General features: G+C 62.0%; 27 protein-coding genes. 8 read left to right on the plus strand and 19 right to left on the minus strand.

Annotated features, from left to right (window positions below):
- Nucleotides 1-241: 241 nt before the first annotated feature.
- The 6 genes from AC0L2C_RS01790 to AC0L2C_RS01815 form a co-directional block, all read right to left on the minus strand.
- Complete coding sequence (locus tag AC0L2C_RS01790; protein ID WP_473522608.1) at nucleotides 242-1,129, minus strand: SDR family NAD(P)-dependent oxidoreductase; 888 nt, start codon at nucleotides 1,127-1,129, stop codon at nucleotides 242-244.
- On the minus strand, nucleotides 1,129-1,908 hold the full coding sequence (locus AC0L2C_RS01795; RefSeq protein ID WP_287316360.1) for a hypothetical protein: 780 nt from the start codon (nucleotides 1,906-1,908) through the stop codon (nucleotides 1,129-1,131). Before AC0L2C_RS01795 ends, AC0L2C_RS01790 begins: the two co-directional genes overlap by 1 nt.
- A gap of 10 nt (nucleotides 1,909-1,918) precedes the next feature.
- Complete coding sequence (locus tag AC0L2C_RS01800) at nucleotides 1,919-2,506, minus strand: protein-S-isoprenylcysteine O-methyltransferase (RefSeq protein ID WP_031254999.1); 588 nt, start codon at nucleotides 2,504-2,506, stop codon at nucleotides 1,919-1,921.
- Between the two features lie 157 nt (nucleotides 2,507-2,663).
- Nucleotides 2,664-3,248 (minus strand): hypothetical protein, encoded by a 585-nt coding sequence (locus AC0L2C_RS01805; protein ID WP_031255001.1) that lies wholly within the window; start codon nucleotides 3,246-3,248, stop codon nucleotides 2,664-2,666.
- A gap of 139 nt (nucleotides 3,249-3,387) precedes the next feature.
- Nucleotides 3,388-3,525, minus strand: coding sequence for an ABC transporter (locus tag AC0L2C_RS01810; RefSeq protein WP_091596207.1), 138 nt, complete (start codon nucleotides 3,523-3,525; stop codon nucleotides 3,388-3,390).
- 201 nt (nucleotides 3,526-3,726) lie between these two features.
- Nucleotides 3,727-4,323: a L,D-transpeptidase gene (locus AC0L2C_RS01815; RefSeq protein ID WP_473522568.1), complete on the minus strand. Its 597-nt coding sequence runs from the start codon at nucleotides 4,321-4,323 to the stop codon at nucleotides 3,727-3,729.
- Between the two features lie 190 nt (nucleotides 4,324-4,513).
- On the opposite strand from AC0L2C_RS01815, the gene AC0L2C_RS01820 reads away from it, so the two are divergent.
- Nucleotides 4,514-5,272 carry an SDR family NAD(P)-dependent oxidoreductase gene (locus AC0L2C_RS01820; RefSeq protein ID WP_023799406.1) on the plus strand — a complete coding sequence of 253 codons (759 nt, stop codon included), beginning with the start codon at nucleotides 4,514-4,516 and terminating at the stop codon, nucleotides 5,270-5,272.
- A gap of 64 nt (nucleotides 5,273-5,336) precedes the next feature.
- On the opposite strand, the gene der is transcribed toward AC0L2C_RS01820, so the two are convergent.
- Together der and AC0L2C_RS01830 are read right to left on the minus strand one after the other, a co-directional pair.
- Nucleotides 5,337-6,767 (minus strand): ribosome biogenesis GTPase Der, encoded by a 1,431-nt coding sequence (gene der, locus AC0L2C_RS01825; protein ID WP_287236955.1) that lies wholly within the window; start codon nucleotides 6,765-6,767, stop codon nucleotides 5,337-5,339.
- 32 nt (nucleotides 6,768-6,799) lie between these two features.
- A complete protein-coding gene (locus tag AC0L2C_RS01830) occupies nucleotides 6,800-7,465 on the minus strand; it encodes a tetratricopeptide repeat protein (RefSeq protein ID WP_473522569.1) in 666 nt (221 codons plus the stop codon).
- A 299-nt stretch (nucleotides 7,466-7,764) separates the two neighbouring features.
- Between AC0L2C_RS01830 and AC0L2C_RS01835 the strand changes: the two genes are divergently transcribed.
- Entirely contained in the window at nucleotides 7,765-8,760 is a 996-nt protein-coding gene (locus AC0L2C_RS01835) for a polysaccharide deacetylase family protein (protein ID WP_473522570.1), read from the plus strand.
- 28 nt (nucleotides 8,761-8,788) lie between these two features.
- Here the strand turns inward: AC0L2C_RS01835 and sbmA are convergent, their stop codons facing one another.
- From sbmA to AC0L2C_RS01850, 3 genes are all read right to left on the minus strand, one after another.
- On the minus strand, nucleotides 8,789-10,066 hold the full coding sequence (gene sbmA, locus AC0L2C_RS01840) for a peptide antibiotic transporter SbmA (RefSeq protein ID WP_023799410.1): 1,278 nt from the start codon (nucleotides 10,064-10,066) through the stop codon (nucleotides 8,789-8,791).
- A 122-nt stretch (nucleotides 10,067-10,188) separates the two neighbouring features.
- Nucleotides 10,189-11,349 (minus strand): YbfB/YjiJ family MFS transporter, encoded by a 1,161-nt coding sequence (locus AC0L2C_RS01845; RefSeq protein WP_287236953.1) that lies wholly within the window; start codon nucleotides 11,347-11,349, stop codon nucleotides 10,189-10,191.
- A gap of 232 nt (nucleotides 11,350-11,581) precedes the next feature.
- Nucleotides 11,582-11,794: a hypothetical protein gene (locus AC0L2C_RS01850; RefSeq protein ID WP_287236952.1), complete on the minus strand. Its 213-nt coding sequence runs from the start codon at nucleotides 11,792-11,794 to the stop codon at nucleotides 11,582-11,584.
- Between the two features lie 96 nt (nucleotides 11,795-11,890).
- Between AC0L2C_RS01850 and AC0L2C_RS01855 the strand changes: the two genes are divergently transcribed.
- The 3 genes from AC0L2C_RS01855 to AC0L2C_RS01865 all read left to right on the plus strand — a co-directional run bounded on the left by AC0L2C_RS01855 (nucleotide 11,891) and on the right by AC0L2C_RS01865 (nucleotide 14,630).
- Nucleotides 11,891-12,805, plus strand: a complete 915-nt coding sequence (locus AC0L2C_RS01855; protein WP_287236951.1) for a LysR substrate-binding domain-containing protein — start codon at nucleotides 11,891-11,893, stop codon at nucleotides 12,803-12,805.
- 82 nt (nucleotides 12,806-12,887) lie between these two features.
- Nucleotides 12,888-14,144 carry an aminopeptidase gene (locus tag AC0L2C_RS01860; RefSeq protein ID WP_473522571.1) on the plus strand — a complete coding sequence of 419 codons (1,257 nt, stop codon included), beginning with the start codon at nucleotides 12,888-12,890 and terminating at the stop codon, nucleotides 14,142-14,144.
- Nucleotides 14,145-14,273: 129 nt separating this feature from the next.
- A complete protein-coding gene (locus AC0L2C_RS01865) occupies nucleotides 14,274-14,630 on the plus strand; it encodes a DUF488 domain-containing protein (RefSeq protein WP_023799416.1) in 357 nt (118 codons plus the stop codon).
- Between the two features lie 32 nt (nucleotides 14,631-14,662).
- Here the strand turns inward: AC0L2C_RS01865 and AC0L2C_RS01870 are convergent, their stop codons facing one another.
- From AC0L2C_RS01870 to AC0L2C_RS01890, 5 genes are all read right to left on the minus strand, one after another.
- Entirely contained in the window at nucleotides 14,663-15,730 is a 1,068-nt protein-coding gene (locus AC0L2C_RS01870) for an ABC transporter ATP-binding protein (RefSeq protein ID WP_287236949.1), read from the minus strand.
- 31 nt (nucleotides 15,731-15,761) lie between these two features.
- Entirely contained in the window at nucleotides 15,762-16,487 is a 726-nt protein-coding gene (locus AC0L2C_RS01875) for an SDR family oxidoreductase (RefSeq protein WP_287236948.1), read from the minus strand.
- A 69-nt stretch (nucleotides 16,488-16,556) separates the two neighbouring features.
- Nucleotides 16,557-18,062, minus strand: a complete 1,506-nt coding sequence (locus AC0L2C_RS01880) for an ABC transporter substrate-binding protein (protein WP_128171996.1) — start codon at nucleotides 18,060-18,062, stop codon at nucleotides 16,557-16,559.
- A gap of 59 nt (nucleotides 18,063-18,121) precedes the next feature.
- On the minus strand, nucleotides 18,122-18,994 hold the full coding sequence (locus tag AC0L2C_RS01885) for a carbohydrate ABC transporter permease (protein ID WP_023799420.1): 873 nt from the start codon (nucleotides 18,992-18,994) through the stop codon (nucleotides 18,122-18,124).
- 1 nt (nucleotide 18,995) lies between these two features.
- Nucleotides 18,996-19,883 carry a carbohydrate ABC transporter permease gene (locus AC0L2C_RS01890; protein WP_031255008.1) on the minus strand — a complete coding sequence of 296 codons (888 nt, stop codon included), beginning with the start codon at nucleotides 19,881-19,883 and terminating at the stop codon, nucleotides 18,996-18,998.
- A gap of 155 nt (nucleotides 19,884-20,038) precedes the next feature.
- Here AC0L2C_RS01890 and AC0L2C_RS01895 point away from each other — a divergent pair, with 155 nt between their 5' ends.
- Nucleotides 20,039-20,959, plus strand: a complete 921-nt coding sequence (locus AC0L2C_RS01895; protein ID WP_023799422.1) for a sugar-binding transcriptional regulator — start codon at nucleotides 20,039-20,041, stop codon at nucleotides 20,957-20,959.
- 151 nt (nucleotides 20,960-21,110) lie between these two features.
- Here the strand turns inward: AC0L2C_RS01895 and AC0L2C_RS01900 are convergent, their stop codons facing one another.
- Together AC0L2C_RS01900 and AC0L2C_RS01905 are read right to left on the minus strand one after the other, a co-directional pair.
- A complete protein-coding gene (locus AC0L2C_RS01900) occupies nucleotides 21,111-21,920 on the minus strand; it encodes an HAD-IIB family hydrolase (RefSeq protein WP_287236946.1) in 810 nt (269 codons plus the stop codon).
- Nucleotides 21,921-21,924: 4 nt separating this feature from the next.
- Entirely contained in the window at nucleotides 21,925-23,253 is a 1,329-nt protein-coding gene (locus AC0L2C_RS01905) for a sn-glycerol-1-phosphate dehydrogenase (protein WP_473522572.1), read from the minus strand.
- 138 nt (nucleotides 23,254-23,391) lie between these two features.
- Between AC0L2C_RS01905 and AC0L2C_RS01910 the strand changes: the two genes are divergently transcribed.
- Nucleotides 23,392-24,375, plus strand: a complete 984-nt coding sequence (locus AC0L2C_RS01910) for a sugar-binding transcriptional regulator (protein ID WP_128179814.1) — start codon at nucleotides 23,392-23,394, stop codon at nucleotides 24,373-24,375.
- Nucleotides 24,376-24,420: 45 nt separating this feature from the next.
- Nucleotides 24,421-25,923, plus strand: a complete 1,503-nt coding sequence (locus AC0L2C_RS01915) for a xylulokinase (RefSeq protein WP_287189990.1) — start codon at nucleotides 24,421-24,423, stop codon at nucleotides 25,921-25,923.
- A gap of 15 nt (nucleotides 25,924-25,938) precedes the next feature.
- Here the strand turns inward: AC0L2C_RS01915 and AC0L2C_RS01920 are convergent, their stop codons facing one another.
- Nucleotides 25,939-26,295: an ArsC family reductase gene (locus AC0L2C_RS01920; RefSeq protein WP_287236944.1), complete on the minus strand. Its 357-nt coding sequence runs from the start codon at nucleotides 26,293-26,295 to the stop codon at nucleotides 25,939-25,941.
- Nucleotides 26,296-26,390 lie beyond the last annotated feature (95 nt).

Here is a 26,390-nt window from a genome sequence, read left to right on the forward strand (position 1 = left end):
ATGATGCATTAACCTTGATGGGGCGTTAACGGAGGTCGACAGCGCCAATCATTTCAAAGGCTTTTGTTGGAAACGGCTCCAACGGTCGCAATACCCGCTCCGCAGAGCGCTGTTCAGAGATGGAGGAGCCTCCTCTCTGCCACCAACATGCTTAACGGCTATGCCACGAACATGCTTAACGGCCCGCCATCGGCGAACGTCTCTTGCTTCAATGAGGTTTTTCGGTGGCGTGCTGGTCCGGTCAGGGGACAATTCCCCGAGGGCCCCGGCGCAGCTGGATCTGGCGGGTACCGCAGCATTTCTTGAACTTCATACCTGAACCGCAAGGACATTGATCGTTGCCGCCGCGTTGCAGCCGGCCGACCAGGGGCAGCAGCGCTGCGGAAGGCAGGAGCGATGCCGCAAGGGCAGCCAACTTGGCCGAGATTCCCGGCACGACGAGGCGACGACCGGATCTGAACCCTCGCCACGCACGTTCGGCCACATACTCCGCGTCCACTTTGGGCAAGACATTGAAGAGCACCGTCTGATTGGCGCCTGACCTTGCGAGAAACTCCGTCGACACCGGGCCTGGTGCCACGCATGTGACCGTCACACCGGTTCGGCGCAATTCCTGGTGAAGCGCCTCTGAGAAGGAGCGCACGAAACCTTTGCTGGCGAAGTACAGAGCCATATAAGGTCCGGGAAGGAACCCGGCGACGGAACTGAGATTGAGCACCCCGCCCCGTCGGCGCGCCACCATTCCGGGCAGAAAATGGAGGGTCAGTTCTGTGAGGGAATGTATGTTGAGATCGATGATGCCGAGTTGACCATCAACAGGCAGCGCCGTCGTCGCACCCCGCAGGCCGTAGCCGGCGCTGTTGACCAGGACATCACAGACCAGGCCGTGTGCGGACAGAAAGCCCTCCAGGAGCATTGGCGCATCGCCTGCCACGAGATCCAGTTCGAGCGTGAATACCTCGCCACCCGCCTCCCGAACCTCGGACGCCGCGGCGGCCAAACCCTCGGGCGAGCGGGCAACCAGCACAACCGCGCCGTGCTCCCGTGCAGCGACGCCCGCAATTGCCCGGCCAATTCCACCCGAGCCGCCAATCACGACGACGGCCGGCCGCAATCCACTGTGCGAAATCACGTCGCGTTCCTCCGTCTTGCAGGAGCGGAAACACCCTGACCGAGCAGCATCACTTCATTGGCGACAGTGCCGTTCAGAATCTTTTCGAATCGCTCCAGTGCTCGTGCGACGTTCGCTCCATCCATCACCCGGTGATCGTAGTGGATGCGGACATTCACCGATCCGTCGTTGCCGATCGGACCGTAGTTCAGAAGCGTGGTCAATGGTGTCAGCGGGTTGAGTGATTCCGCACCGAGACCAGAATAGACGGACAGTTGGAAGGTACCGAAGTAATTTGCCCTTTGCCGGGCGATGTTCAACCCTAGCCACATAAGCAGCCACCTGACTGGCGCGGGCGCACCTGCCATCCGCAAGGCACGCCGGAACTCCGGGACCTCGAGGATCGGCCGTGATCGAGCCGCGTGGATGGACCCCTCAAGTTCCGTGATGGAGTAGCGCTCCGGGCACTTGATGCAGCTCAGCAGAACGGCCGGCTCGCCATCATATTCGCGCTCGTGGGCAATCGAGGCCACGCTTGCCGGATACTCGTAAAGCTGCGGCCAGGGCAATTTGACATAGGCGCGCCGCAGCTCCGGCATCTCCAGGGCGAGAAGCGCATAGCCTTTCAGGAAGATCGCGGTCCACGAGGGCCTGGTCTGCTGCGCCATTCTAGCCCTTACGAGTGGGCCGAGATTCATCTGACGCTGCACCGCGACCCGTGGCACGCCGATCGAAAACCTCATCAGATCGCCAACAAGGCGCCGGGGCGCCGAAAGCTTGATGGCTCGACCTCGCATCAAACGACCTCTAATAAAGATAAGGGACTATTCGCTTGGTCCTTTCCATATAGGCACGGTATTGCGGGCCTAAAGTCTCAAGCATCATACGCTCTTCCTTGTCCACTCTCAGCAGGAAAAGGACGGCGAAACCAATCAAACCGGATATGCCCGCAACCCAGTTCGGCAGCAGAAAGAGCTGGCCGAGCCCCATAAGCAGGAACGAGGTGTACATCGGGTGACGGACCAGGGCGTATGGCCCGGCGCTGACCAGTTCGTGCCGTTCGCGAATCTCGAGCGTGATCGACCAGTTACGGCCAAGTTCCTTGTGGGACATGCGAAAAATCCACAGCGCGGAGCAGAAGATGATGGTTCCGAGCGCCACCGACCACACGCTGGCCGGATGGTCAGCCGCTGCGGGGATGCCGGTGGCGACATAGAAGCCAGGCAGGATCGCCAGGCCAAGGAGAGCCGATGCAAGCCCGACGGTGTCGGAACGCGAGCGGCCGCCAGCTACAATTCGCACGCGCCTTGCCCGGCGCTCGAAGGGATACCGGATCACATACCAGGCAACGAGGCCGATCACCCATATGATCTCGCCAAGTGAAGCTACAGAAATGGTCACTTCAGGTCACCGGAGCCTTTTCTCGATCTGGGACCACGATAAACCGTCGCAACGATGTCAGCGTCCGAATTGTCGACCGAAGACATTCAGAGCGCGCTGCTTTCGGAGTTGACCGGGCGAATGAGGCGAAAGCGGGTTTGCAAATCGCATTTCAACCCCCGTTCATCTCCCGAAGCTTGGTTATGAATTGTTGCGGCCGGAGCCAGGTACCGGGGGTCTTATACCCCATCGATCTGGCGATGTCCGCTACGAATGCGTTGCAGTTGTAGAGTGAGGCGTGCCAAAGCGGAGAGCTGGCCTGCAGCTTTCGTATGCTCGCGACGACTTTCCTATATTCGGCTTCCGTAAGTAAAACGCGCCAGCTTGCCGACCGGTAGGCATCTTCCAGGTCGCCGTCCGTCCACCCGGTCGTGGCTGGCACGGGCGCCACATGGCCGAGAACATAGACATTGGGATCATCGGACTTCGGAGCGAGCCCCGCGACTTCGGGGTTGACCATCCGTCCCGCCTGGTTCAATCGTCCAAAAATCACGTAGGAATGGCCGTAGGTAAGCGCGTACCGGGAGCGGAACTCGATGAAATGCCGTTGGGCCGCGCGCGCCGGCATCGCCGCGGTACTCAGTGCCCGTTCATTGGACACAAAAGTCGGCTGGGGTTTGTTGTCCTGCGACTGACATGACGCCGCGACAAGCGCGAGCAGGGCCACAATTGTTGAACGGCCACTTACAAGCGTCATCTCATCCAGAACTCCGAGGACCGAATACTTGCTGCCAGCCTATGCCCGTTAACCGCAGGTAGGCTGCGAATCCGGTGGCCCCTGCATATCGATAGGGAAGGGCCTGGCGGCCCTTCCCAAAATCTTCGAAAGCCGATGCTTACTTAATCACTGGCTCTTCTACGGCAACGGGTTCCGGCGGAGGAGCCTTCCCCTTTCCTTTACCGATCCCGTTCGCGCAGCCGCTCAGGCTGGTAACGGCGAGGGTAGCAACCATTACAATCAACATCCTGTTCATCAAGCAATCCTTTCCCCAGGGGCGGAACAGCCTATAGAATCGCCACAAATAAAAAATTACATGCAGCCCAACCAAGTTAGCTGCGATCTACACCAAAGCCTAGTGCAGAAATGACACAGTCGGCATTCGGTTGCAGCCGAAATCCTTGCGGTGACGTGCCGGCAGGGCTCACCATGCAACGGAGATCAGTCCTGCCCACCATCAAACCACCACCACCGTCGTGCCCAAAGGAGTCCGTTCGTAGAGGTCGATGATGTCGTCATTTGTCAAACGGATGCACCCGTTCGATACCGCTGTGCCTATCGTCCATGGCTCGTTTGTACCATGTATCCGGAAGTAGGTGTCGCGCCCGTTGCGATAGAGATAAAGGGCACGCGCACCAAGCGGGTTGTTTGGTCCACCAGGGACCCCGCCTGCATATTTCACCAGGCGAGGCTTGCGCCTCATCATGTTGGTGGTGGGTGTCCACGACGGCCAGTCCGCCTTGCGGGCGACGGTCGCTGTACCCTTGAACGAAAGCCCCTGCTCGCCGACGCCGACGCCGTAGCGCGTCGCCCACCCGTCGCCCTCGACGGCATAGAGAAAACGTTGCGAAGTATCGACGACGATCGTTCCAGGCGGCTCGTTTCCGTCGTACCGCACTTGCTTCCGTCGGAAACGAGGATTGAGGCCATTCCTTGGTCCGAACGCGGATGAAATCGGCTCCGTCACCCGCTGTAACGTCGACGTACACCCGGAGAGCATCAGAGCCAGACTTCCCAGCACGAGCCCCCGGCGCGCAATGTTGTGTTCTTCCATTTCTACCTGCTAGGAAACTGGTCAATCTACCGCCCTTCCTCGTCTCTACCATTGCAAGGCCTGCGGGCCAAGTCTCGCTTTGGGGTGGCAAAATGAATTCACAGGATTGACGAGCGAATTGGAGCGAAACTTCTTGCGATAACCGTCCGCCTCTGTTCGGTTAGGCCACAATGGGCATAGGACAGAGACGATGAAGCCTGACTTCCATGGTAAAGTCGCGATTGTGACCGGCGCAGGCTCCGGAATAGGAGCGGCTGTGTCACGGCAACTCGCGCAAGAAGGAGCCGAAATTGTTGTCGCCGACCTTGATGCCGAGGCCGCGCGCTGCATGGCTGCCGAAATAAGCGCGCAAGGAGGCAGGGCGCACGATTTTGCGGTCGATGTCACGGATGCGGCAGCCGTCGAAAAGCTGATCGAGTTCACTGTCCAGAAATGCGGCGGACTGGATATGGCGGTAAACAATGCCGGCATCGACGGCGTTCGAAAAGCGACGGCAGACTATCCGCTCGACAACTGGCACAGGCTGATGAACGTCAATCTGAATGGCGTTTTCTACAGCATGAAGTACGAAATCGCCGCCATGCTGGATCGAGGCGGAGGCGCCATCGTGAACATGTCCTCAATTCTCGGTTCCGTCGGCTTGCCGACTGCGTCCGCATACACGGCAGCGAAACACGGGGTCGTTGGGCTGACCAAGGTTGCTGCGATTGAATATGCGAGGATGGGCATCCGGATCAATGTCGTCGGCCCCGGCTGGATCGAAACGCCTCTTCTATCGGAGCAAGCGGAGGCATTAGCCAATACCAGGCGCATGGCAGCCCTTCAACCGATGGGCAGGCGCGGCAAACCGGAAGAGGTAGCGGCTCTTGTGTGCTTCCTGTTGTCCGATCAGGCCAGCTTTATCACCGGGAGCTACCACCTGGTCGACGGAGCCTACACCGCCCATTAAAGCGCCGCTGCACGCGAGCCGGCTGCGGAGCGTAGCTGATGCCGGCGCCCACAAGACGCGGCGCTCAGCGGCGCTTCTTCGCCTTGCCGGCGAACGGATTTTCCGAGGTGCGCAAAGCGATGCGGATCGGCACGCCGGGCATGTCGAAGGCTTCGCGCAGGCTGTTGGAGAGGTAGCGGACATAGGATTGCGGCATCGCGTCCGGCCGTGAGCAGGACACGACGAAGCCCGGCGGGCGCGTCTTGGCCTGGGTGACATATTTGATCTTCAGCCGGCGACCGGCGACGGCAGGCGGCGGATGATGCGCCAGGATGCCTTCCAGCCAGCGGTTGAGCTTGCCGGTCGAGACGCGGCTGTTCCACACTCTGTGCGTCCTAATGACGGCATCCATCAGCTTGTCGAGGCCGCGCCCGGTCTCGGCCGAGACCGGCACCGCCTGCATGCCGCGCGCCTGCGGCAACAGCCGCTCGGTCTTCTCGCGCAGTTCCGCCAGGAGTTCCTGGGGATGGTCGATCATATCCCATTTGTTGAAGGCGATCACCGGCGCGCGGCCCTCGCGGATGATCAGATCGGCGATCTGCAGATCCTGCTTCTCGAAGGGGATTGTGGCGTCGAGCACGATGATGACGATCTCGGCAAAGCGGATGGCGCGCAGGCCGTCCTGCACCGACATGACTTCCAGCTTTTCGTGGATCCGGGCCTTGCGGCGCATGCCGGCGGTGTCGAACAGTTTGAGACGGCGGCCATGCCAGTCCCAGTCGACGGAGATGGAATCGCGGGTGATGCCGGCTTCCGGCCCGGTCAGGAGCCGCTCCTCGCCGATCAGCGCATTGATCAGCGTCGACTTGCCGGCGTTCGGACGGCCGACGACGGCGATGCGCATCGGTTTGGTATCGTCATAGCTCGGCTCGGCATCCGGATCGGTGATGTCCTCGCCGATCAGCACCTCGCTGGCCGCGGCCTCCTCGTCGGCATCCTCTTCTTCGCCGAAGGCGCGCGCCTCGCCCATTGCTGATATCACCGCATCGCGCAAATCGGGCAGGCCCTGGCCGTGTTCGGCCGAGACCGGGATCGGCTCGCCAAGGCCGAGTTCCCAGGCCTCCAGCATGCCGCCCTGGGCGCCGCGCGCCTCGGCCTTGTTGGCGACGACGACAACCGGCTTGCCGGACTTGCGCACGATCTCGGCGAAGGTCTTGTCGTCAGGCATCAGCCCTAACTTGGCATCGATGGTGAAAAAGATCAGGTCGGCTTCGCGGATGGCGATCTCGGTCTGGGCGCGCATGCGGCCCGGCAGCGTCGAAGCAGCAGCATCCTCGAAGCCGGCGGTGTCGATGACATCGAAATGCAGATCGTAGAGCTTGGCGGCATGGACGCGACGGTCGCGGGTGACGCCCGGCGTGTCGTCGACAAGCGCCAGCTTCCTTCCCACCAGCCTGTTAAAAAGGGTCGATTTGCCGACGTTAGGCCGGCCGATGATGGCGACTTTGAAGGTCATGCAGCCCTACATCTGCCATTCATGTCGATGCACTACGACACGCCGCCCGACCCACGGATCAGCTCCGACATCAACGTCGCTCGCTCGCGCGCGTTGCGCGGGGCGCTGTCATCCGAGGCGATCTGGTCGAACAGTTTCAGTGCGTCCGTCGCCTTGCCTTCCTTCCAGGCGGCAAGGCCGAGCGCCTCGCGCGCGGTATGGCGCAGCGGATTGGTATCGGCGGTGAGCGTCTCGACGCGGCTGGAGACATCGGCGAACGAACCGTGGTCGACGAGTAGCAGCGCTGCCCTGAGGCGCGCCACATCGCGAAGGCCTGATGGAATGTCCGGATCGGCGGCGACCTCGTCGAAGTCCTTGACGGCGGCGGCGACGTCGCCCTTATCCGCCTTGACGGTTGCCGCCCGCATGCGGGCGAGCAGCGGATAGGCGCCGTAGCCATCCTTTTCCAGCGCATCGAGGGCCGCCAGCGCTTCGTCGCTCTTGCCTTCATTGGCGAGCTTCAGCGCCTGCGAGAAGGCGTCGCCCGAGCGATTGGCGCGGGTCTCGTCCCAATAGCGATAGCCGACGAAGGCGGCAGTGCCGACCACCACCAGCACCGCGAGCGCAAGCAAGGCGGGACCAAAACGGTCCCATAGCGCATGCGCCTGATCGCGACGCATCTCTTCGTTGACTTCGCGGATAAAACTGTCGTCCGACATCTCAAAACCATCCTGCCCGCCTCAGGGCGGTTTAGAGCGACGTGCGTCCATGGAAAGTACGCTCTAACACTTTGAATTTGCGCATCGTGTTTCCTGAAAAAAATCAATTCTGCACTTCAGGCCGATGCGGTAGCCCGCGTTTTAGCGAAATTTTGCCGGCATGGAAGGGGTTCGACCGGAAAATCGGCTAATCGCCGACGGCGATGTAAAAGGATGGCTGAAAAGGGCGACCGCACGCACGCCACATTTCGCCGATAGCCGCTGCGCGAACCCTCCTCAAAATCCAGATCCAGACACTGATGCCTCGTTTGTCCCGCGCTGTTGCGTTTTCGATCGCGTCGCTTGCTGCGGGGGGCGCTGCTGTCGCCGACCCGCCAGCGCCGGTAAAGCCGAAGCAGGCCGTCCTCATCTCGTTCGACAGCGCCCGCGATATTTCGCAATGGAAGCGCAGCCGGGCGCTGGCCCAGCGCACCGGCGCCCATTTCACCTACTTCGTGTCCTGCGTCTTCCTGCTCTCGCCGGAGACGCGCAAGCAATACACGGCGCCCGGCAAGACACCAGGCAAATCCAATATCGGCTTCGCCGCCTCGAAACAGGAAATCGCTGACCGGCTCGAGCAGATAAACCTTGCCGCCACGGAAGGCCATGACATCGGCAGTCACGCTTGCGGCCATTTCGACGGCAAGGACTGGAACAAGGCCGATTGGCTGAGCGAGTTCGGTTCGTTCAAGCGCATTCTCGAAAATGCCTATTCGATCAATGCTATCACCTCCGAACCCGCAGGCTGGCGCGAAATTGCACGTAAAGCGGTTGGCTTTCGCGCACCCTATCTGTCGGCAAACAAGGCGCTTTACGAGGCGCTGCCAAAGGCGGGCTATTGGTTCGACGCGAGCGGTGTGTCGCGCAGCCCTGCCCGGCCACCGACCAGCGACGGCATCACGCGCTTCTCACTGCCGAAGATTCCGGAAGGTCCTAACACAAGGCCGGTGATCGCGATGGACTACAATCTCTATGTCAGGCATTCCGGCGGCTTCGAGCGGCCGAGCCAGGCTGACGAATTCGCCAACCGGACCTATGACGCCTTTCGCGCCGCCTTCGACGCGCAATACCAGGGCAAACGCATTCCGCTGGAACTCGGCTTCCATTTCACACTGATGAATGACGGCGCCTACTGGAAGGCGCTGGAGCGCTTTGCCGGCGAGGTCTGCACCAGGCCCGATGTCGAGTGCATCAGCTATCGCGACTATGTTTCGCGCCAACGCGCCGGGGAAAAGCAGGCGTCGGTGGGCGGCTGAGCCGAAAGCGCTCGCCGCCCCGTCACTCTCAACTTACCGGCTGATCCTCAGGGCGCAAGCCGGCTCGCTCTCGCTCCAGATAGGCCTGGTCGATTTCCGGCAGCGGCGCCCCTTCAAGTGTCGCCTCGAAGGCGCGCAGGCGCTTGTAGATGGATATCAGCTCAACGATGGTCGGCCAGGAATTCACGAGATATTGGAACGAAGTGGCGACTTGTGAAAAGGCGGTGACAATTTGCTGGAAAACGCCAAATGTTATCTTGCCGATTGCCAAGGTCGGAACAAGAATAAGCGTGGCGAATACGTTGTCGACTTGAAGGTATAGATAGCGGACCATGTCGAAATAGACATAGTGTGCATAGAGAGTGAAATAGTTCTTACGAACATTTCTGAAAAGCTCGGCCAGAGTTGGTGGCTGCGCTCGTGCCGTGTCGTCCTCGCCGAGGACAAGTTCCTTGCGCAGCGCGGCTTCAACCCGCTGATTGCGAAATTCCAACCCGGGCAGCCTGACGCCGACGACTGCCAACAAGCCGGTGCCAAACAGCGACCAGGCGATCGCCGCAATGACCAGCGGATAAGGAATTGCTCCGACGATTGGGAGCGTTGAGACATGGAGAGAAAGGGAGGCCAGCAAGGGCAGGAATGCAATCAGGGTCATGATGGAGTCGATGAAGTTCACACCGAGCCCCTGCATTGTGCCGGAGAAGCGCATCGTGTCGTCCTGAACGCGCTGCGACGCCCCTTCGATATGGCGCAGCCTCGGCCAGTAAGCGGTAAAATAATCGTTCATCGCGGTGCGCCAGCGAAACACATAGTGCCTGACGAAAAAGACGTTCAGAACGGCAATGCTCATATAGACCAGGGCCAAGGACAGAAACTGCCATACTCCGTAGTAAAGCTCGGCAGGGGAAACGGAGCCCGGCGTGGTCAGCGCCTTCTGCACCATGTCGTAAAACATGCCGCGCCAGTCATTGAGCGCCACGCTGATCTGCACGATGAAATTGGTGACGAAAATAATCAAACCAGAGCCAAGGATCGACCAGTTTTGCCAGCGATGCGGGGAATACAGCGCCCAGAAAAGGTAGAATACGCCCATACCGGCGAAGAAATATCCATAAAACCAGAGGAATGCCGGCGTCAGGAATCTTATCGGGCTGATGACTGGTGCTGCCTGCGGGTCGACCGGCGGCATGCCGAGCATCGTGCCAAGATGCTCGCCGCCGAAAAACCAAAGGAGGACGAGCAGAAGGCTCCAGGCGACGGCCGAAGTGAAAAACAACTTCGGCTGCGGGAAGAAGGATACGAACACTGTTTGGAAATCCTCGGTCGATGCGCAAATCAGCGGCGTTGCTGTTCAGCGGGCATAAGGTCACACATCGATCGGAATGAAAATGCCCGGTGCGTGATGCCCGGCACCGAGCAAGACCACAATCATGGCGATTTTGGCGCAGCCGACCAGATGACCGCGCCGGAGACAAGCAGCACGGCGGCGGCCACGATCGATGCGAGGAAGAAGTCGCCCGAGGCTTGCGCAAGCAAGCCGGCGACGATCGGACCGATGATCTGACCGAGGCCGAAGGACGCCGTCATCAACGCCAGGATCCGGCGTGGCGCTTGCGGGGCAAGCTGCCTTCCGCTCTGCAAGCCGAGCGCGGTGATGGCGATGAAGGTGCCGCCAAGCAGAAACCCGCCAAGCAGCGGCCCAACGTGTCCGCCCATAGTGACGCTCGCGCTGACCCCAACCACCTCGACGAGGCACCCCCAGGCATAAGCCCGGTAGAGCCCGATCTTTGCCGCGATCTTCTGCCAAAGCCAGACCGATGGAATCCCGGCAAGGCCGGTGACCATCCACACCACGGCCTCGAAGACGCGGCCGCCACCGCCCTGCCGGACGATGGCGACCAGGAACGTCGCCGTCACGATATAGCCGAAGCCGAACAGCCCGTAGGCGACGATGATCTTCACCAGCGCGCGGTCCTTTGGCAGCGCCGATTCGCGACCATCGGCGCCGTTGGCGGTCGCAGTGCTGCCGAGCAGCAGCATCACGACGGCAATGGCGCAGGCCGAGATCGCGGCGGACCAGAACCAGCCCGCCGGCCAGCCGGCCTGTTCGGTGACGAGTATTGCCATCAGCGCCGAGGACGCCGCTATGCCAAGGCCGACGCCGCCGAAATGCAGCGCCTGCAGGTCGTTTCGGCCGACCGCGGCGAGATGGCCGAAAACGATGCTGGACATGAACACCAGGACGAAGGCGCTGGCCACACCGGCAAGAAAGCGGATGACGAGAAAGGCCGCCATCGTGTCGGCCAGGCCCATCAGTCCGGTGAGGACCGCGGTGGCGGCAAGACCGGCCAGCATCAGCAGGCGCTCGCGACCGTGCGCCCAGCCGCCGACGGCTGCGAGCGCGCCAACGAGATAGCCGAGATAGTTGGCGGACGCGATCCAGCCGGCATCGGCCGGCGTCAGGCCAAGTTCCTCCATCATGCCGGGCAGGATCGGCGTGTAGACGAAGCGGCCGATGCCCATGGCGACGGCCAGGGCAATCATGCCGGCGAAGGCGAGGCGCAAAGGGGACGGCGAAGCGGCTTTCATTGCGGTGCACAATAGGTGCACGAGCGGGTGAAACAATCCGCTTCTTGTTGGGCCAGAACGGGTTGCAGCGGCGGACTAGCAGCTTCCAGCCGACCAATATCCGACGTTTGCGATTGGCCCGCAGAACAACATGGCTTCGTCATGACGAAGAGAGGGATGGTTCAGCCAATCTCCAAGGTTTGCGATTTGTCCCTGAAAGGAACTGAGCCCGCTCCCATCTTTGCTCGCATCTTCAGCCGCAGCCGACCTGCCCGGTGCCGGTCTCATAGGCAGTGCGCCGGGCCGTCAGCCGGAACGGCACGTCGCCGAGTTCGCGCTCCGACATGGTGTCCAGCACAGGATGCGACAGCGGATCGGTGGCCCATTGGGTGGCTTCGCTTTCTTGCGGCCGGCTTTGCCGCGCGCCGGCAGCGGAAAAGACCCCGAGCAGTGACAAAATCTTCATCGTATTCTTCCTCCACAGGTCTGCTTGTCCTTAGAATTTGCCGTTCCTCCCCGCATTTCAATTGAGATTTCAACCGTGCTGGTTTAGAAAAACTGTATGGCCATGCTCAACCGCGTCCACCTCAACGGCCTGCGCGCCGTGGAAACCGTCGCCCGCCTGGGATCGCTTTCGGCTGCGGCGAGCGAACTCAACGTGTCCGCCAGCGCCGTCAGCCAGCAGGTCAAGCGGACGGAAGCGCAACTTGGCCAGGCGCTGTTCGAACGAACGGCAAGCGGTCTGGTGCCAACCAAATTCGGCACCGTCTTCACCGCCCGGCTCGGGGCAGGTTTCCGCGAGCTCGCCCAAGCCGTGGCGCTCGCCGACGAGGCCTCCGAATGCACGCTGGTGGTTTCGGTTGCGCCGGCCTTTGCCTCGAAGTGGCTGCTGCCTCGACTATCACGTCACTTCGCCCGGCATCCGAATGTGCTTTTGCGCATCGACGCCTCGGTGCGGATTGCCGATCTCGATCGCTCGGACATCGACATCGCCATCCGGCTTGGCGACGGCAAATGGCCGGGCGTGCGCGCGCAACTGCTGCTGGCGCAGGAAGCCTTCCCGGTCTGCGCCCCGGTGATCGCCGACAAACTGAAATCGATCGATGATCTCGCCCTGACCTGCGCGATCACCGACGAAAACGCGATGATCAGCTGGGAAAGCTGGTTCGAGGCGGCCGGGGTCAAGCCGGTCAGCTTCCTCAAGGGCGCGCGCTTCACCGACCCGATGCTGTGCCTGGAATCGGCGATCGCCGGCCACGGCGTCATGCTCGGCTGGCAATTGCTGACGGCTGATGCTCTCGCCGACGGCCGGCTGGTCGCGCCGTTCGGCGTCCGCGCCGAGAGCGGGCTGGGCTACTGGCTGGTGACCTCGGCCAGCAAGAGCGAGAGCCGCAAGGTGCGCGATTTCAAGATCTGGATCCGCGAGGAGATCGAGGCGACGATGGCGCAGTTCGGCGCGCTCGGCGGCGCGGCCTGAGCAGGCCCGGTCGATCACGGTGGAAAGACCGATGGCACCGGTCTATGTAAGAACCAGGCCCCCCATCGCGACAGGCAGGATCATGACCACACATTCGCGCGGCGTTTCCGCAACGATCGACCCGGTGAAGCTCGACAGGCTGGCAGAAGTCGCCATCAAGGTCGGGCTGCAATTGCAGCCGGGGCAGGACCTGGTGCTGACATCGTCGATCGCAGCGCTGCCTTTGACGCGGCGGATCGTCGAGCACGCCTACAAGGCCGGCGCCGGCCTGGTGACGCCGATCTTCAACGACGACGAGATGACGCTGGCACGCTTCCGCTACGGCGTCGATGCTGGCTTCGACCACGCCGCCGGCTGGCTTTACGAGGGCATGGCCAAGGCCTTCGCCAACAATGCGGCGCGGCTGGCCGTGCGCGGCGAGGATCCGTCGCTGCTGTCGGCGCAGGATCCGGCGAAAGTGGCGCGCGCCAACAAGGCGAACTCGATCGCCTACCAGCCGGCACTGGAAAAGATCACCGGCTTCGACATCAACTGGAACATCGTCGCCTACCCCGACCTGGCCTGGGCCAGGCAGGTGTTTCCGGGCGACAGCGACGACGTCGCGGTGGCGAGGCTCGCCGACGCGATCTTTGCCGCCTCACGGGTCGATGTCGACGACCCGATCGGCAACTGGAAGGCGCACAATGCGGCTCTTCGCAGCCGCACCGAATGGCTGAACGGCCATAATTTCCATGCGCTGCATTTCACCGGACCCGGCACCGACCTGACCGTCGGCCTGGCCGACGGCCATGAATGGATGGGCGGCGCCTCGACTGCCAGGAACGGCATCACCTGCAACCCGAACATCCCGACCGAGGAGGTTTTCACCACGCCGCATGCAAGGCGCGTCGAAGGCCATGTTACGAGCACCAAGCCGCTGTCGTACCAAGGCACGCTGATCGACGGCATTGCGGTGCGTTTCGAGCAGGGTCGCATCGTCGAGGCCAAGGCCAGCCGCGGCGAGGATGTGCTGAAAAAAGTGCTCGACACCGATGAAGGCGCACGCCGGCTCGGCGAGGTCGCCCTGGTGCCGCATTCCTCGCCGATCGCGGCGAGCGGCCTGCTGTTCTTCAACACGCTGTTCGACGAGAATGCCGCCTGCCATATCGCGCTCGGGCAGTGCTATTCGAAGTGCTTTGTCGACGGCGCCTCGCTCACTCCCGACGAGATCGCGGCGCGCGGCGGCAACAAGAGCTTCATCCATATCGACTGGATGATCGGTTCGGACAAGGTCGACATCGACGGCGTCGGCAAGGACGGCGGCCGCGTGCCGGTGATGCGCAAGGGCGAATGGGCTTAGGGGGCGAGTGGGCGTAAGGGCGAGTGGGCGTAAGCAGCCGCCAGCAAGCCGTCATGGCCAGCAAGCCGTCATGGCCAGCAAGACGACATGGCCAGCAAGACGACATGGCGGCCAACCCCGGAGTTGGCAATGAAACTCGATATCAGGGTCAAACGCATCTACGAGCCGCCCTCGCCTGGCGATGGGCAGCGGGTGCTCATAGACCGCCTATGGCCGCGCGGCGTCCGCAAGGAAGACGCCGCGCTGACGCTATGGCTGAAGACCATCGCGCCAAGCGATGAATTGCGCAAATGGTTCGGCCACGAGCCGACGCGCTGGATGGAATTCCAGCAGCGCTATCGCGGCGAGCTCGACCGGAACAGCGAGGCGGTCGGCCAGTTGCGTGCCCTGCTCGACAACGGCCGGGTGACGTTGCTCTACGGCGCCCAGGACGAGTTGCACAACAACGCGGTGGCTTTGGCTGATTATCTCAGCCTGAAGGGCTGAGGCAGCGCTCTGCCGACGCGGTCATCGCTAGCTCAGGCGACACGCAGTTCCGTGGCCGCATCGAAGAGGTGCACCTTGCCCGGCAGCACCGAAAGATTGATCGCGGCGCCGGCGCTGCGGCGCTCGTCACGCGGCACCACGGCGACGGCATCGTATCCGGCCACGCGCAAATGAATCTGGACATCGGCGCCGGTCGTTTCGGACAGCACGACCTCGCCCACGATCTCACCCGTATCCGAAATGCCGAGATCGTGTGGCCGGACGCCCATGATGACCTTTTGGCCTGGTGTTGCCTTGATCTGCGGCGACAGGCCGATCGACACGCCTTCGGCGACGAAGCGAGGACTGCCGCCTGCAGTCTCGACAGCGCCGGCGATGAAGTTCATCGACGGCGAGCCGATGAAATCAGCGACATATTTCGAGTTCGGGCGCTCGTAGACCTCGTCGGGCGTGCCGATCTGCATGATCCTGCCGGCGTGCATCAGCACGATCTTGTCGGCCATCGTCATCGCCTCGATCTGGTCGTGGGTGACGTAGATCGTGGTTGTGCCGAGACGATTGTGGAGTTGACGGATTTCCACGCGCATATGCGTGCGCAGCTTGGCGTCGAGATTGGAGAGCGGCTCGTCGAAAAGGAAGACGGCGGCATTGCGCACCATGGCGCGGCCCATGGCGACGCGCTGGCGCTGGCCACCCGACAGTTCCTTGGGATAGCGCCCGAGATAGGGCGTGAGATTCAGGATTTCCGCCGCCCATTCGACCTTCTTCCTGATCTCCGCCTTTGGCACTTTCGCCACTTCCAGGCTGAAGCCGATATTGTCGAACACCTTCATTGTCGGATAGAGCGCGTAATTCTGGAACACCATCGCGATGTCGCGATCGCGCGGGTGAACGTCGTTGACCCGCCTGTCGCCGATCAAAAGATCGCCGCTGGTCACCCGCTCGAGCCCGGCCGTCATGCGCAGGAGCGTGGTCTTGCCGCAGCCCGACGGCCCAAGAAGCACGACGAATTCGCGGTCGGCAATGCCGAAGGAGATGTCTTTCATCACCTCGACATTGCCGAAATTCTTGGCGATGTTCTTATATTCTACGGTGGCCATTCTTTGTCTCCAGACGCCCGGGTCAGGGTCGTCAGTATTTCTGCCTGGTCGGTGTGATGACGATTTCCTGCACGAGAGCGTTTTGTGGCAGCTGGTAGGCGTGCAGCATGAGGTCAGCGACGTGCTCCGGGCCGATGCCGCCGCCGATCTTGAGCTTGTTGGCCTTGTAGTTGGCGAGTGTCTGCGGATCGAGGACGCCGCTCAGAACCTCGGTTTCGATCACGCCGGGCGAAAGCACGATGACGCGGACGTCGTAGTCGGAAAGATAGTCGCGCAGCGATTCCGACACGGCGTGAACGAAGAATTTCGTCCCGCAGTAAACCGTATGATCCGGATAGATTTTTCGGCCGGCGATCGAACTCATCATGAACAGCGTTCCATGACGGCGCTCCATCATGCCCGACATCACGGCGTGGACCGAATTCAGCACGCCTTTGGTGTTGATGTCGATCATCTCGTCCCATTCCTCGGGCGGCTGGCGGCCTATGTCGGCAAGCCGCGCTATGCCGGCATTGGCAAACAGCATGTCGACCGGTCCGTATTCGGCTTCCGCCTCCTTCACGGCGGCTGCGATTGCGGCGCGGTCGCGGACATCGACCTGCCGGGCCATGCTGTCGGGCAGGTTCAGCGCCTCCATGCGCTCCAGACGGCGGGCCATCATCAGAACAGGGTGGCCGGCGCGCGAAAACGCCTTGGCGACCGCCTCGCCGATACCAGAACTGGCTCCTGTCACTGCTACGAGCTGTTTTCCAGCCATGACTTTTCCTCAGTCGAAATTGTCGATACCCGGGCTGGCGGCCTTAGTGCCGCCAGCCCGGGGGAAGACTCAGCCCTTGGCGACGAGATCGTCGACCTGGGTTTTCAGGGCGTCGAGCGACTCCTTGGCCGAGCCCGACTGGCCGGCGAAGTATTTGCCCAGCGCAACCGGGATCATGTCGCTCGAGAGCTCTGCCCATGCCGGCAGGTCGGGCTCGGATCCCATGTAGTTGGCGATGGTGTCGCGCACGACCGGCAAGTGGCGGGTCGTGCCGGCGCCGACACGCGCATTGGCCAGCACGCGCGGATCGTCATAGACGCTGGTGCGCGTTGGCCCGGTACCGCCGCCCAGAACGGTTATCAGCGCCTGGGTATCGGCTGAGGTCGCCCACTGCATGAAAATCCAGGCGGCGTCCGGGCTCTTCGAGTATTTCGACACTGCGAGCGAAGAACCGCCCTGGTGACCAACGCCCGGAATTTCGCCGAATCCGGTCTGCTCGACGGTGCGCAGCGTCGCGGCAGGTTTCGGCGGAACCATCGCTTCCATCAGGCCGGAGACCTTGGAGGCCTTGGGATCGTCGAAGAACGGGAAGAATTCGCCCCAGGACAGCATCGAGGCGGCGACACCCTGGCCGACCGACTGGCCCTCGCCATCCCATGTCCAGCCGTCGACGCCGGGCGGCATCGTCGCCTTGAGCTTGTCCCAGTAGGCCATGGCGGCCAAGCCGGCGTCGTCATTGCCGGTGAACTTGCCGTCGGGGCCGAAAATCGAACCGCCATGGCCCCAAAGCCACGCCGTCCAATCGCATTCGAGGCTGTAATGGCCCGATTTCATCTGGCCGCTGGTGCCGTACATGTTCGGGCCCTTGGCGTCGGTGATCGCCGCAGATGCCTTCAGCAAATCGTCCAGCGTGGCCGGAGGCGGCAGCTTGAGCTCGTCCCAGACGTCCTTGCGGTACTGCATGATGAAGATCGGGATGTCGTAGGGCACGCCGACCATGCGGTCCTCGTACATGGCGATACCGTCGACGAGCGGCTTCAGGAAATCGTCGATGTTGTAGTTCGGCATTGCCAGGTCGGCGTTCTTGAGCTGCTCGCGCGGATCGAAGACGTCCTGGCTGAAGCTCGCCGCCCAGCTCTGGTCGATATAGTAGAGGTCGTAAGTGCCGAGGCTCGAGGCCACGTCGAGCGTCAGCTTCTGCAGCACCTGCTCGAGCGGCAGCACTTCGATCTCGACCTTGATGCCGGTAGCCTCCTCGAAATACTGCTTGAGCTGCGTGGCGATGGCATTCGACGGCGGCGTCGATTCGGTGGCGAGACGAAGCGTCGTTCCGGCAAAGGGCTTGCCGACATCCGAGAGCCATTTGGTGATTTCGGCGCTGGGCTTCAGTTCCTGTTCCTGAGCCGATGCCTGGCTGATGCCGTAGAACGGACGCCGTCCCAGGCCCATGCCGAGCGCGCCGGCGCCGAGGCCGAGAATGCTTGCTGCGCGAAGAAACGAGCGGCGGTCCATCTGTCCGCGAACGAAGCGGTCGGTGACAGAGGCAAGATGCGTCTTTCTGATGCTGTCTTTCATTGTCTACTCCTCCGGTTTAATTCGCGATTTTCTCAAGGCTGCGAATTCGAGCCTCCCATCTATTGTTTCAACGATCCCATCGTGAGACCGCGCACGAGGTGCTTCTGAACCAACAGAATGAAGATGAAAGCGGGAATGATGGATGCGGCGCCAAGCGCGGCCATGTTGCCCCATGCGGTGCCGATCGAGGTGACGAAAGTCGACGAGACGACAGGCACGGTCTTGAGCGACGTGGTGGTCAGGGTCAGCGCGAAAAGGAATTCGGTCCAGCTGAAGATGAAGCAGAGCACCGCCGTGGCGGCGATGCCGCCCTTGGCCATCGGCAGCACGATCCTGCGAAAAATCATGAAGCGGCTGGCGCCGTCGACGATGGCGCTCTCGTCGATCTCGGAGGGAATGTCGTCGAAGAAGCTCTTCATCAGGAGGACGGCGAGCGGCAGGTTCATCAGCGCGTGGATCAGCACCATGCCGGTATAGGTGTCGATGAGACCGAAATTCTTGTAGATGAAGAACATCGGCACCGCGACCGCGACGGGCGGCATCATGCGCGTCGACAACACCCAGCCGACGAAACTGTGCCGGCCGCGGAAGTTCATGCGTGACAGGGCATAGGCGGCAAGCGTGGCGATGGCGACAGCGAGCACAGTCGACAGCGTCGCGATGACAATCGAATCCCAGACGCGGGGCGCCATGTAGAAATTGCCGCCGCCCGGCGTCACGGTGATGCCGCCGCTGCCCAGCGAAATCCCGAACACCTTCTGGAAATTGTCGAAGGTCGGCGTGAAGGCGAACAGTTTCGGCGGCCGGTTGAAGATGTCGTTGCCGTGTTTGAACGCCACCGACGTCCAGTAGTAGATCGGAAAGAAGAAGATCGCGACCACAACCCAGGCGGCGATGGTGCGAAGCATGCGGGTCGAGAAAGAGCCGTTCATTCTACCACCTCACCTTGGCGATACGGATGAAGAGGTTGGCAATGACGAGGATGATCACCAGGGTGACGAGGCTGAGCGTGGCTCCATAGCCCCATTTTACGAAGCTGAACGTCTGCTGCCATGCATAGAGGGACAGCGAATAAGTCGACGCTCCCGGCCCGCCGGAGGTCATGACGAAGACGTAGTCGAAGACGCGGAACAGATCGATGCCGCGGACCAGCACGGCGATGGCGATCACCTTCGACATCATCGGCAGGGTGATGCGCCGGAAAATCTGGAACGACGACGCGCCGTCGATCATCGCGGCCTCGTAAGGCTCCGGCGGCAGCGCCCTGAGACCCGCAAGGAAGATGAGCACCATGAACGGCGTCCACTGCCAGATTTCCGCGACGAGAACGCCGGCAAGCGCGGTCGACGCGGTGGCGAGGATGGGGTTGTTCGAATTGAGCAGTCCGATCGACTGCAGGAGATAGCTGATCACGCCGAACTGCGGATCCTCCATCAGCAGATACATCATGCCGACAATGGCCGGCGGGATGACGAGCGTCATCGTCAGCACGCCGCGCAGGAATCCGAAACCGAAGCCGTCGCTGTCGAGGAGCAGCGCGATCGCCATGCCGAGCACCAGCTCGAAGATCAGCGCGATGGCGAAATAGGTGAAGGTGATGACGAGCGACTGCCAGAACCGCGTGTCGTTCCACAGTTGCACCCAGTTTTCCGTTCCGACGAATTCGAGCGCCCGCCGGCGCGGGACGAATTCATGGAAGCTCAGCCAGATGTTGTAGATGAGAGGATACACGGTGAAGACAAGCAGGATCGCCACCAGAGGCAGCAGCCAGGGCAGCGGGTGATCCGAAATGACGAATCGTCTGGCTTGGGCAACCCGCACGCGTTCCTCCCGAACCGCTTCGTTTTGCGATGCACAAATGTTCATATCTTGTGCATTTGTTCAAATGCTATATCGTCGCCCTGTCTGTGGCAAGCACTTGTTGGCCGGCTACAGCGGCATTCGGATGGGTGCGCCACAAGCATCGGAGGACCCTCATGACGTCGATCGGTCTGCTGGCACGGGTTGCCCATCAGTATTTCGTGCTGGGCGAAACGCAGCAGGCCATCGCCGAGCGGCTGCAGATCAACCGCACCAAGATCCACAGGCTGCTGGCCGAGGCGAAGGAGCGCGGCATCGTCTCGATCCGCATCAACGCCGGGACGTCCCAAGCGCTCGAAATGGAAGAACAGCTCAGGCGGAAGTACCGGCTCGACATATGCAGCGTCACACCTGACGACACCGGGTCGGAACTCGGGCTCTCCGAAGTGATCGGCATCTATGCCGCGCAGACTGTCGAGACGCTGCTCAGGGACGACATGACGGTCGCCATGGCGTGGGGCCGAACCATGAGATGGCTCGCTTCCAACATCGAGCCGGTGGCGCTCAGAAACGTTACCGTCGTACCGCTTCTCGGCTCGCTGTCGCGCCGGTCGTCGATCGACAAATACGACGCGGCCGCCGTCTTTGCCCAGCGCACCCAGGCCGAATCCTACTATCTCCCCGGACCCATCATCTGCGACAGCCGTGAAAGCCGTGAGACGATCCTGCAGCAACCGAGCGCGCGCGAGGTTATCCAGAAGGCGCTGAACGCCGACCTTGCGCTGATGAGCGTCGGCGGCACAACCAGTTCGACGCTGCGGAGCGTCGGTTACATGACCGACGAGGAATTCGACGATATCCTGAGACTGAAGCCGATCGGGAACTTTCTCGGCTATTTCTTCGACCGGGACGCCGAACTCATCGACCATCCCGTCAACGAGCGCATTGTCGGGGTCTATCCTCGCGACACGCTGAACATTCCCAAGCGCATCCTCGTTTCCGGCGGAAAGAACAAGGTCGGCATCATGACCAAGCTCCTGGAAAAGGGATTCTTCACCGGCCTCATCACCGACCAGGGGACGGGCAGTTCGCTGTGACCGGCCGGGATTGCGGCGGCAGCCGAAGCTGCCGTGCGATGTTGCCTGGCGCATCGCGCCCGCTTGCCTAAGCCGTCCCTGGTTCGGTTCCATCGCCTGCAGAACATCCTTTTTTGCATCTTTTGCAGTCCGCATTTTTCGCGCCCGCCGATCAGCCCAATCCCGACCTCCGGTTCGCCAGGATCATATCGGCAATCTCGACGAAGCCGCGGCCACCCCGCGACCTGGCGACGAAAGCGGGTTCGGCGTCGATCTGTCCCTGGAAATCCACCACATTCGCGACCCCGAACGAGTTCGGAAAGAACCCGAACATCGGGGCGTCGTTCGGGCTGTCTCCAACGAAAGCATAGGCCTGCCTTTCAGCATCGAGATCGGTTCCCAGCCTCTCACTCGCAAAACGGCGCGTCATCGCCAGCTTGTCGTATCGGCCAAACCAGCCGTTCACATGGATCGACGAAATCTTGGCGACAGCGCCGGCCTCCTCGAAAATCTGCTTGATGCGCCTGGCATCGGACAGCGGCAGCGCCGGAACATCTTCACAAAAGTCGATGGCCAGGTCGGCTGCGCGATATTGCTGGTCGGCGGATACTGCCGAACCCGGCACTTCCTGGACAATGCGCTTTTCCAGTTCGGTGAGCCTGCGCCTGTTTTCCCGGCGTTCGTCAGCGCTTGCCGCGAAAACCCGGATCATCTTTCGCGTTGCCTGATCATAGGCGAAGTAAAAAGCGCCATTTTCACCGACCACGCCGGTGACCGGCCAGAACCGGGCAATCATGTCGCACCAGCCTGCCGGTCTCCCGGTAATGGGAGCAACGACAAGGCCCGCCTCGTGCAGGCGTTCGAGCGCACGGTAGGCGTCCGCCGGAAGACGACCCTCGGTGGTCAACGTGTCGTCGATATCGCAGAAGACGCCGCGAATGCGCGATGCAGTTTCGGGTCCGAATTCGGCGAGGTCGCGCATCCGGTCAGGCTTCCCCGCGCGCAAAATCCTCCAGCATTCCTGCATCGGCAGCAATGTCGAGGAACGAGAAGCGATTGCGCATCTCCCGGCAATGAACGACGGCTTCGCGATAGAAATCGGCCGGCGTGCCCAATTCGGCCGCTGAAATCGGCCCGCCGGTCGATTTCAGCAGGCGCTGCATCTCGTCGACAGGCACCATGAATTGCTTGAGCTCCTGCCTGAGTGTCGGCCAGAGCTCCTGCAGCCGCTCGTTGAGTGCCGCGGCGGCAGTCTCGTCGAAGGCCTTCTTCTTCAGCTCGTCGAGACATTGTGCGGCGACAGCCGAACCCATGCGGCGGACCATGTCGTCAGGATTGATCTTCGTCGCCTTCACCACCGGCGGCTTGTCGCTTGCAAGCATTGCCTGCTGCAATCGCGCCATGGTGAGCGAAGCGACGCCGACCTGGGTGCCGTGCAGCGTGCCGGGGTGACGCTCGCCGGCGAAACAGTCGATGTAGTGCGATATCTGATGCTCGCCCATGGAACCGTGATTGGAGACGCCGGTGAAGGAAATTCCGAGACCGCAGAGCGTCAGCACGCGATAGAGGTAGCCATTGGCCTCGATGTCGTGTTCGGCAAGCTTTGCCGCACGCTGGTTGAGCGCCGCCTCATCCTTTTCCTGGATGAGAAAAGGGACCTGATGGTAGGCCGTGCCAAGCAGGCGGTGCGACATCCACCAGTCGATCTGGGCGACCGAGCGGCAAAGGCAGTCACCGAACCCCGCTGCCGACAGATAGGTCGGGGCGGCAGCGGAGACGCCAAGATCGACGAAGAAGCCTGACGGGGCGTGGGAAGGCAGCGATACCTTCAGGCCGCTTTCCAGTGTGATGGACGCAGTCGTCGATGTGTAGCCGTTCATCGAACCGGCCGTCCCGAACACGCAATAGCGCCGCTCATTCCTTCCGGTGACGAACTTGCAGAGATCGTTGATGGTGCCGGAACCGACCGCGACCACGGCATCCGCATCGGCGAGTTTGACGGCGAGGCTTTCGACATTGGCCATGTCGGCATGCGGATGATCCAGGATCACCACGTCGACGGGGCCGAGCGTCTTCAGTTCGCGCGCAACGCGTTCGCCAAGCGCCTCATAGGTGGCGGGATCCGCAACGACCGTGAACCGCTCACCCAGATCGAGTTCCGAAACCAGATCGGCCGCCCGCCCGTCGAGGCTTTCTTCGATGACAATCCGGTCATACGGCACCACGGCCTTTTTACCGGTCTCCGGGTTGGTCCAGCGCCCGTCCAGAATGTCGTCGATCAATGCCGTCCAGGATCCGGCTGCCGGATTGGTCATGACGTCCTCATGCTGGCGACCCTGTAATCGAGGCGCAGGAGCGTTGGCGTTATAAACAATAGTCACCTATCACTGTCTTTTGTCAAGCATTTGCCCGCGACGCTTGACTTCGTTCTGCAAACCTGCGGAAAAAGGGACATGAATGCCAATGCCGACATCGACGTGGTCCGACCATCTGGGCTCTCGGCACTGCCGCCCGAATTCGACAGCGCGGTGGCGTGGGCTGCCTGGCTGTATTATGTCGACCAGCTCAACCAGAGCGACGTCGCCAAGGTCATGAACGTCTCCAGGGCGAGCGTGGTGCACTATCTGCAGGAGGCGCGCGAAAGCGGACTTGTCGCCGTGCAGGTCGACCACGACGCTTTTGCCCGCACCTTGACCTCGCGGCGTCTCATGGAAAAATACGGGCTTCACGGCGCGGCGGTCATCCCCGACCTCGATCCCAACGATGCCGACCGCCGCATCGGCGAAGCGGCAGGACGGTTGCTGGCGTCGATGGTCGATCCGGGTGACACGATCGGCGTTGCCTGGGGAAAAACGGTGCTCGCTGCCGCCCGCTCGATCCCACGACTACGGCATGATCGGAACCTCACCGTCGTCCAGCTCTCGGGAAGCTCGATCGGCACCAGCGATTTCTCGCCGGAATTCTGCACCTCGCTGATGGCCAATCGGCTCGGCGCCCGCTGCATCAACCTGCTTGCCCCGGCGATCGTCTCCACCGACGAACTGCACGATGAACTCATGCAGGAGCCGATGCTCGTCAACCAGTTCCGCATGATCCGTGCCGCCGGCAAGGTCATCTTCGGGATCGGCGATATCGGGCCGGAGAGCACCTATGCCCGAGCCGGGATATCGGATGCCGACGCACTTGCCGGCATGATCGAGCAGGGCGCGCTCGGGGTCATCATCGGGCGGTTCATCGACGCTCAGGGAACTGCTTTCGCAACGCCGCTCGACGGACGCACCGTCGGCATCACACTCGACGAACTGAAAGCGGTGCCAGTCCGCATCTGCGCCGCCGGTGGCGCCCGCAAGATGGCGGCGATCAGGGCCGGGCTCGGCGGCGGATATGCGACACATTTTGTCACCGACATGGCCACCGCGAACAGTCTCTTGGAATAACCGGTAACCAGCACCGGTGGAAGTCATCGTCTCGGGAGGACAATCATGGGCAGCAGCGACGGACCGCTTGTCGTCGGCCTCGACAGTTCCACGCAATCCTGCAAGGCGATTGCCTGGAGCAGCGACGGACGAGCCGTGGCGGAAGGCCGGGCGCCGCTCGAGCTGATGAAGCCGAGGCCGGACTATGTCGAGCAGGAGGTCACCGACTGGTGGCGGGCCGCAACAGTGGCGCTGCGACAGCTTGTCGGCACGGTCGACGCGACACGCATCGCCGGGATCGCGATCTCAAACCAGCGCGAGACCGTAGCCCTCATCGACGGCGCCGGCGCGCCGATCGGACCCGCGAGCCTGTGGCTCGACGAACGTGCCGCCGGGCTGGTCGACCGTTTCGCGGCGGAGATCGGCCGTGAGCGGCTGCACCAGATCACCGGCAAGCCGATCGACGTGACGCCGGTCGTCTACCGCCTGAAATGGCTGCGCGAGAACGAGCCGGAACGGTTGGACCATGCGAAGAAAATCCTCGACGTGCATGGCTATCTGACGCTGAAACTGACTGGAACGCCAAGTGCGAGCTGGACCAGCGCCGATCCGTTCGGTCTCTTCGACATCTCGCGCAAGGCATGGTCGCAGCCGATCCTCGATCATCTCGGCATCAAGCCGTCGCAACTTCCCAATGCGGTGCGGTCCGGCACGCGAGTTGGGACCGTTCATGCCGCAGCCGCCGCCGCAACCGGCCTTTCGGAAGGAACGCCGGTGATTGCCGCCGGCGGCGATGGGCAATGTGCCGGGCTCGGCGTCAATGCCATGCGCGACGGCGTCGTCTATCTCAATCTCGGAACCGCGATCATCGCGGGAATCTGGTCGCCAGAACCGGTGGTCGGCGCCTTCTGGCGCACCATGACCTCGCCAACCGGCGATGGCTATTTCCTCGAGGCCGTGCAGCGGGCGGGTGTCTATTTCGTCAACTGGTTCGTCGACATGTTTGCCGGCGGCCGCTCCGATCCGGCGATCTTCGACCGCCTGGAAAGGGAAGCGGCGGCCGTGCCGATCGGCTCGGACGGACTTCTCGCCGGCACCACTCTGGTCGGTTGCATGGACCCGCATTGGGATCCGAGCGCACGCGCCAGCTTCATCGGCATGCACCCCTCACACACGCTCGGCCACTTCTATCGTGCAGGGCTCGAGGCAATGACGCTGCAAACCGCCCGGGCTCTCGAAGAGATGCGCAGCCATGGTCTTTCGCCGGCGCAAATGGTGGCGATCGGCGGCGGCGCCAACAGCAGGCTTTGGACAAAGATGATCGCGGACGCAACCGGGATCGCGATCCATAAGGGTCACAATGCCGAAGCCTCCTCGCTCGGCGCCGCGATCAGCGCTGCGGTCGGCATCGGATGGTTCGAAGGTTTTGCCGAGGCTGCGGATGCGATGACGAGCATCGCCGAGACAATCGAGCCCGACCCCAGCTGCCGCGCAGCGTGGGACGCGCTCTCGGCCAGGCAGGCCAAGGTCTTTTCCGCAACCCAATTCGCCTGGCGAACTGGAGCGTGAAAAGCGTCCGTCCGACTACTTCAACCCTCCCAACGCCTGCTGATAGACATCAGGCTTGAAGCCGACGAGGATACGATCGCCAAGATCGAGGACCGGCCGCTTGATCATCGTCGGTTTGGCCAGCATCAGCGCCTTGGCCTTCCTCTCGTCGAGGCTCAGCCTGTCCGTGTCCGACAGTTCGCGAAACGTCGTGCTCGCCTTGTTGAGCAGGATTTCCCAGCCGACTTTGCGGGACCAGCCATTCAGCCGGTCCGCGTCCAGTCCTCCGACCCTGTAGTCGTGAAAGCGATAGGCGACATCGTGGCTTTCCAGCCAGACACGCGCCTTCTTGATCGTATCGCAATTGGTGATGCCATACATCGTGATGGTCAAAATTCTGGCCCCTCGAACTGATCGCTCGTCGAATCTGGCGGCACCCTAAACCACCCTTCGGACTTTGCCAGAGACCCCGCAGGCATCCTCAGAAT

It is taken from the genome of Mesorhizobium sp. WSM4845, assembly GCF_055811455.1.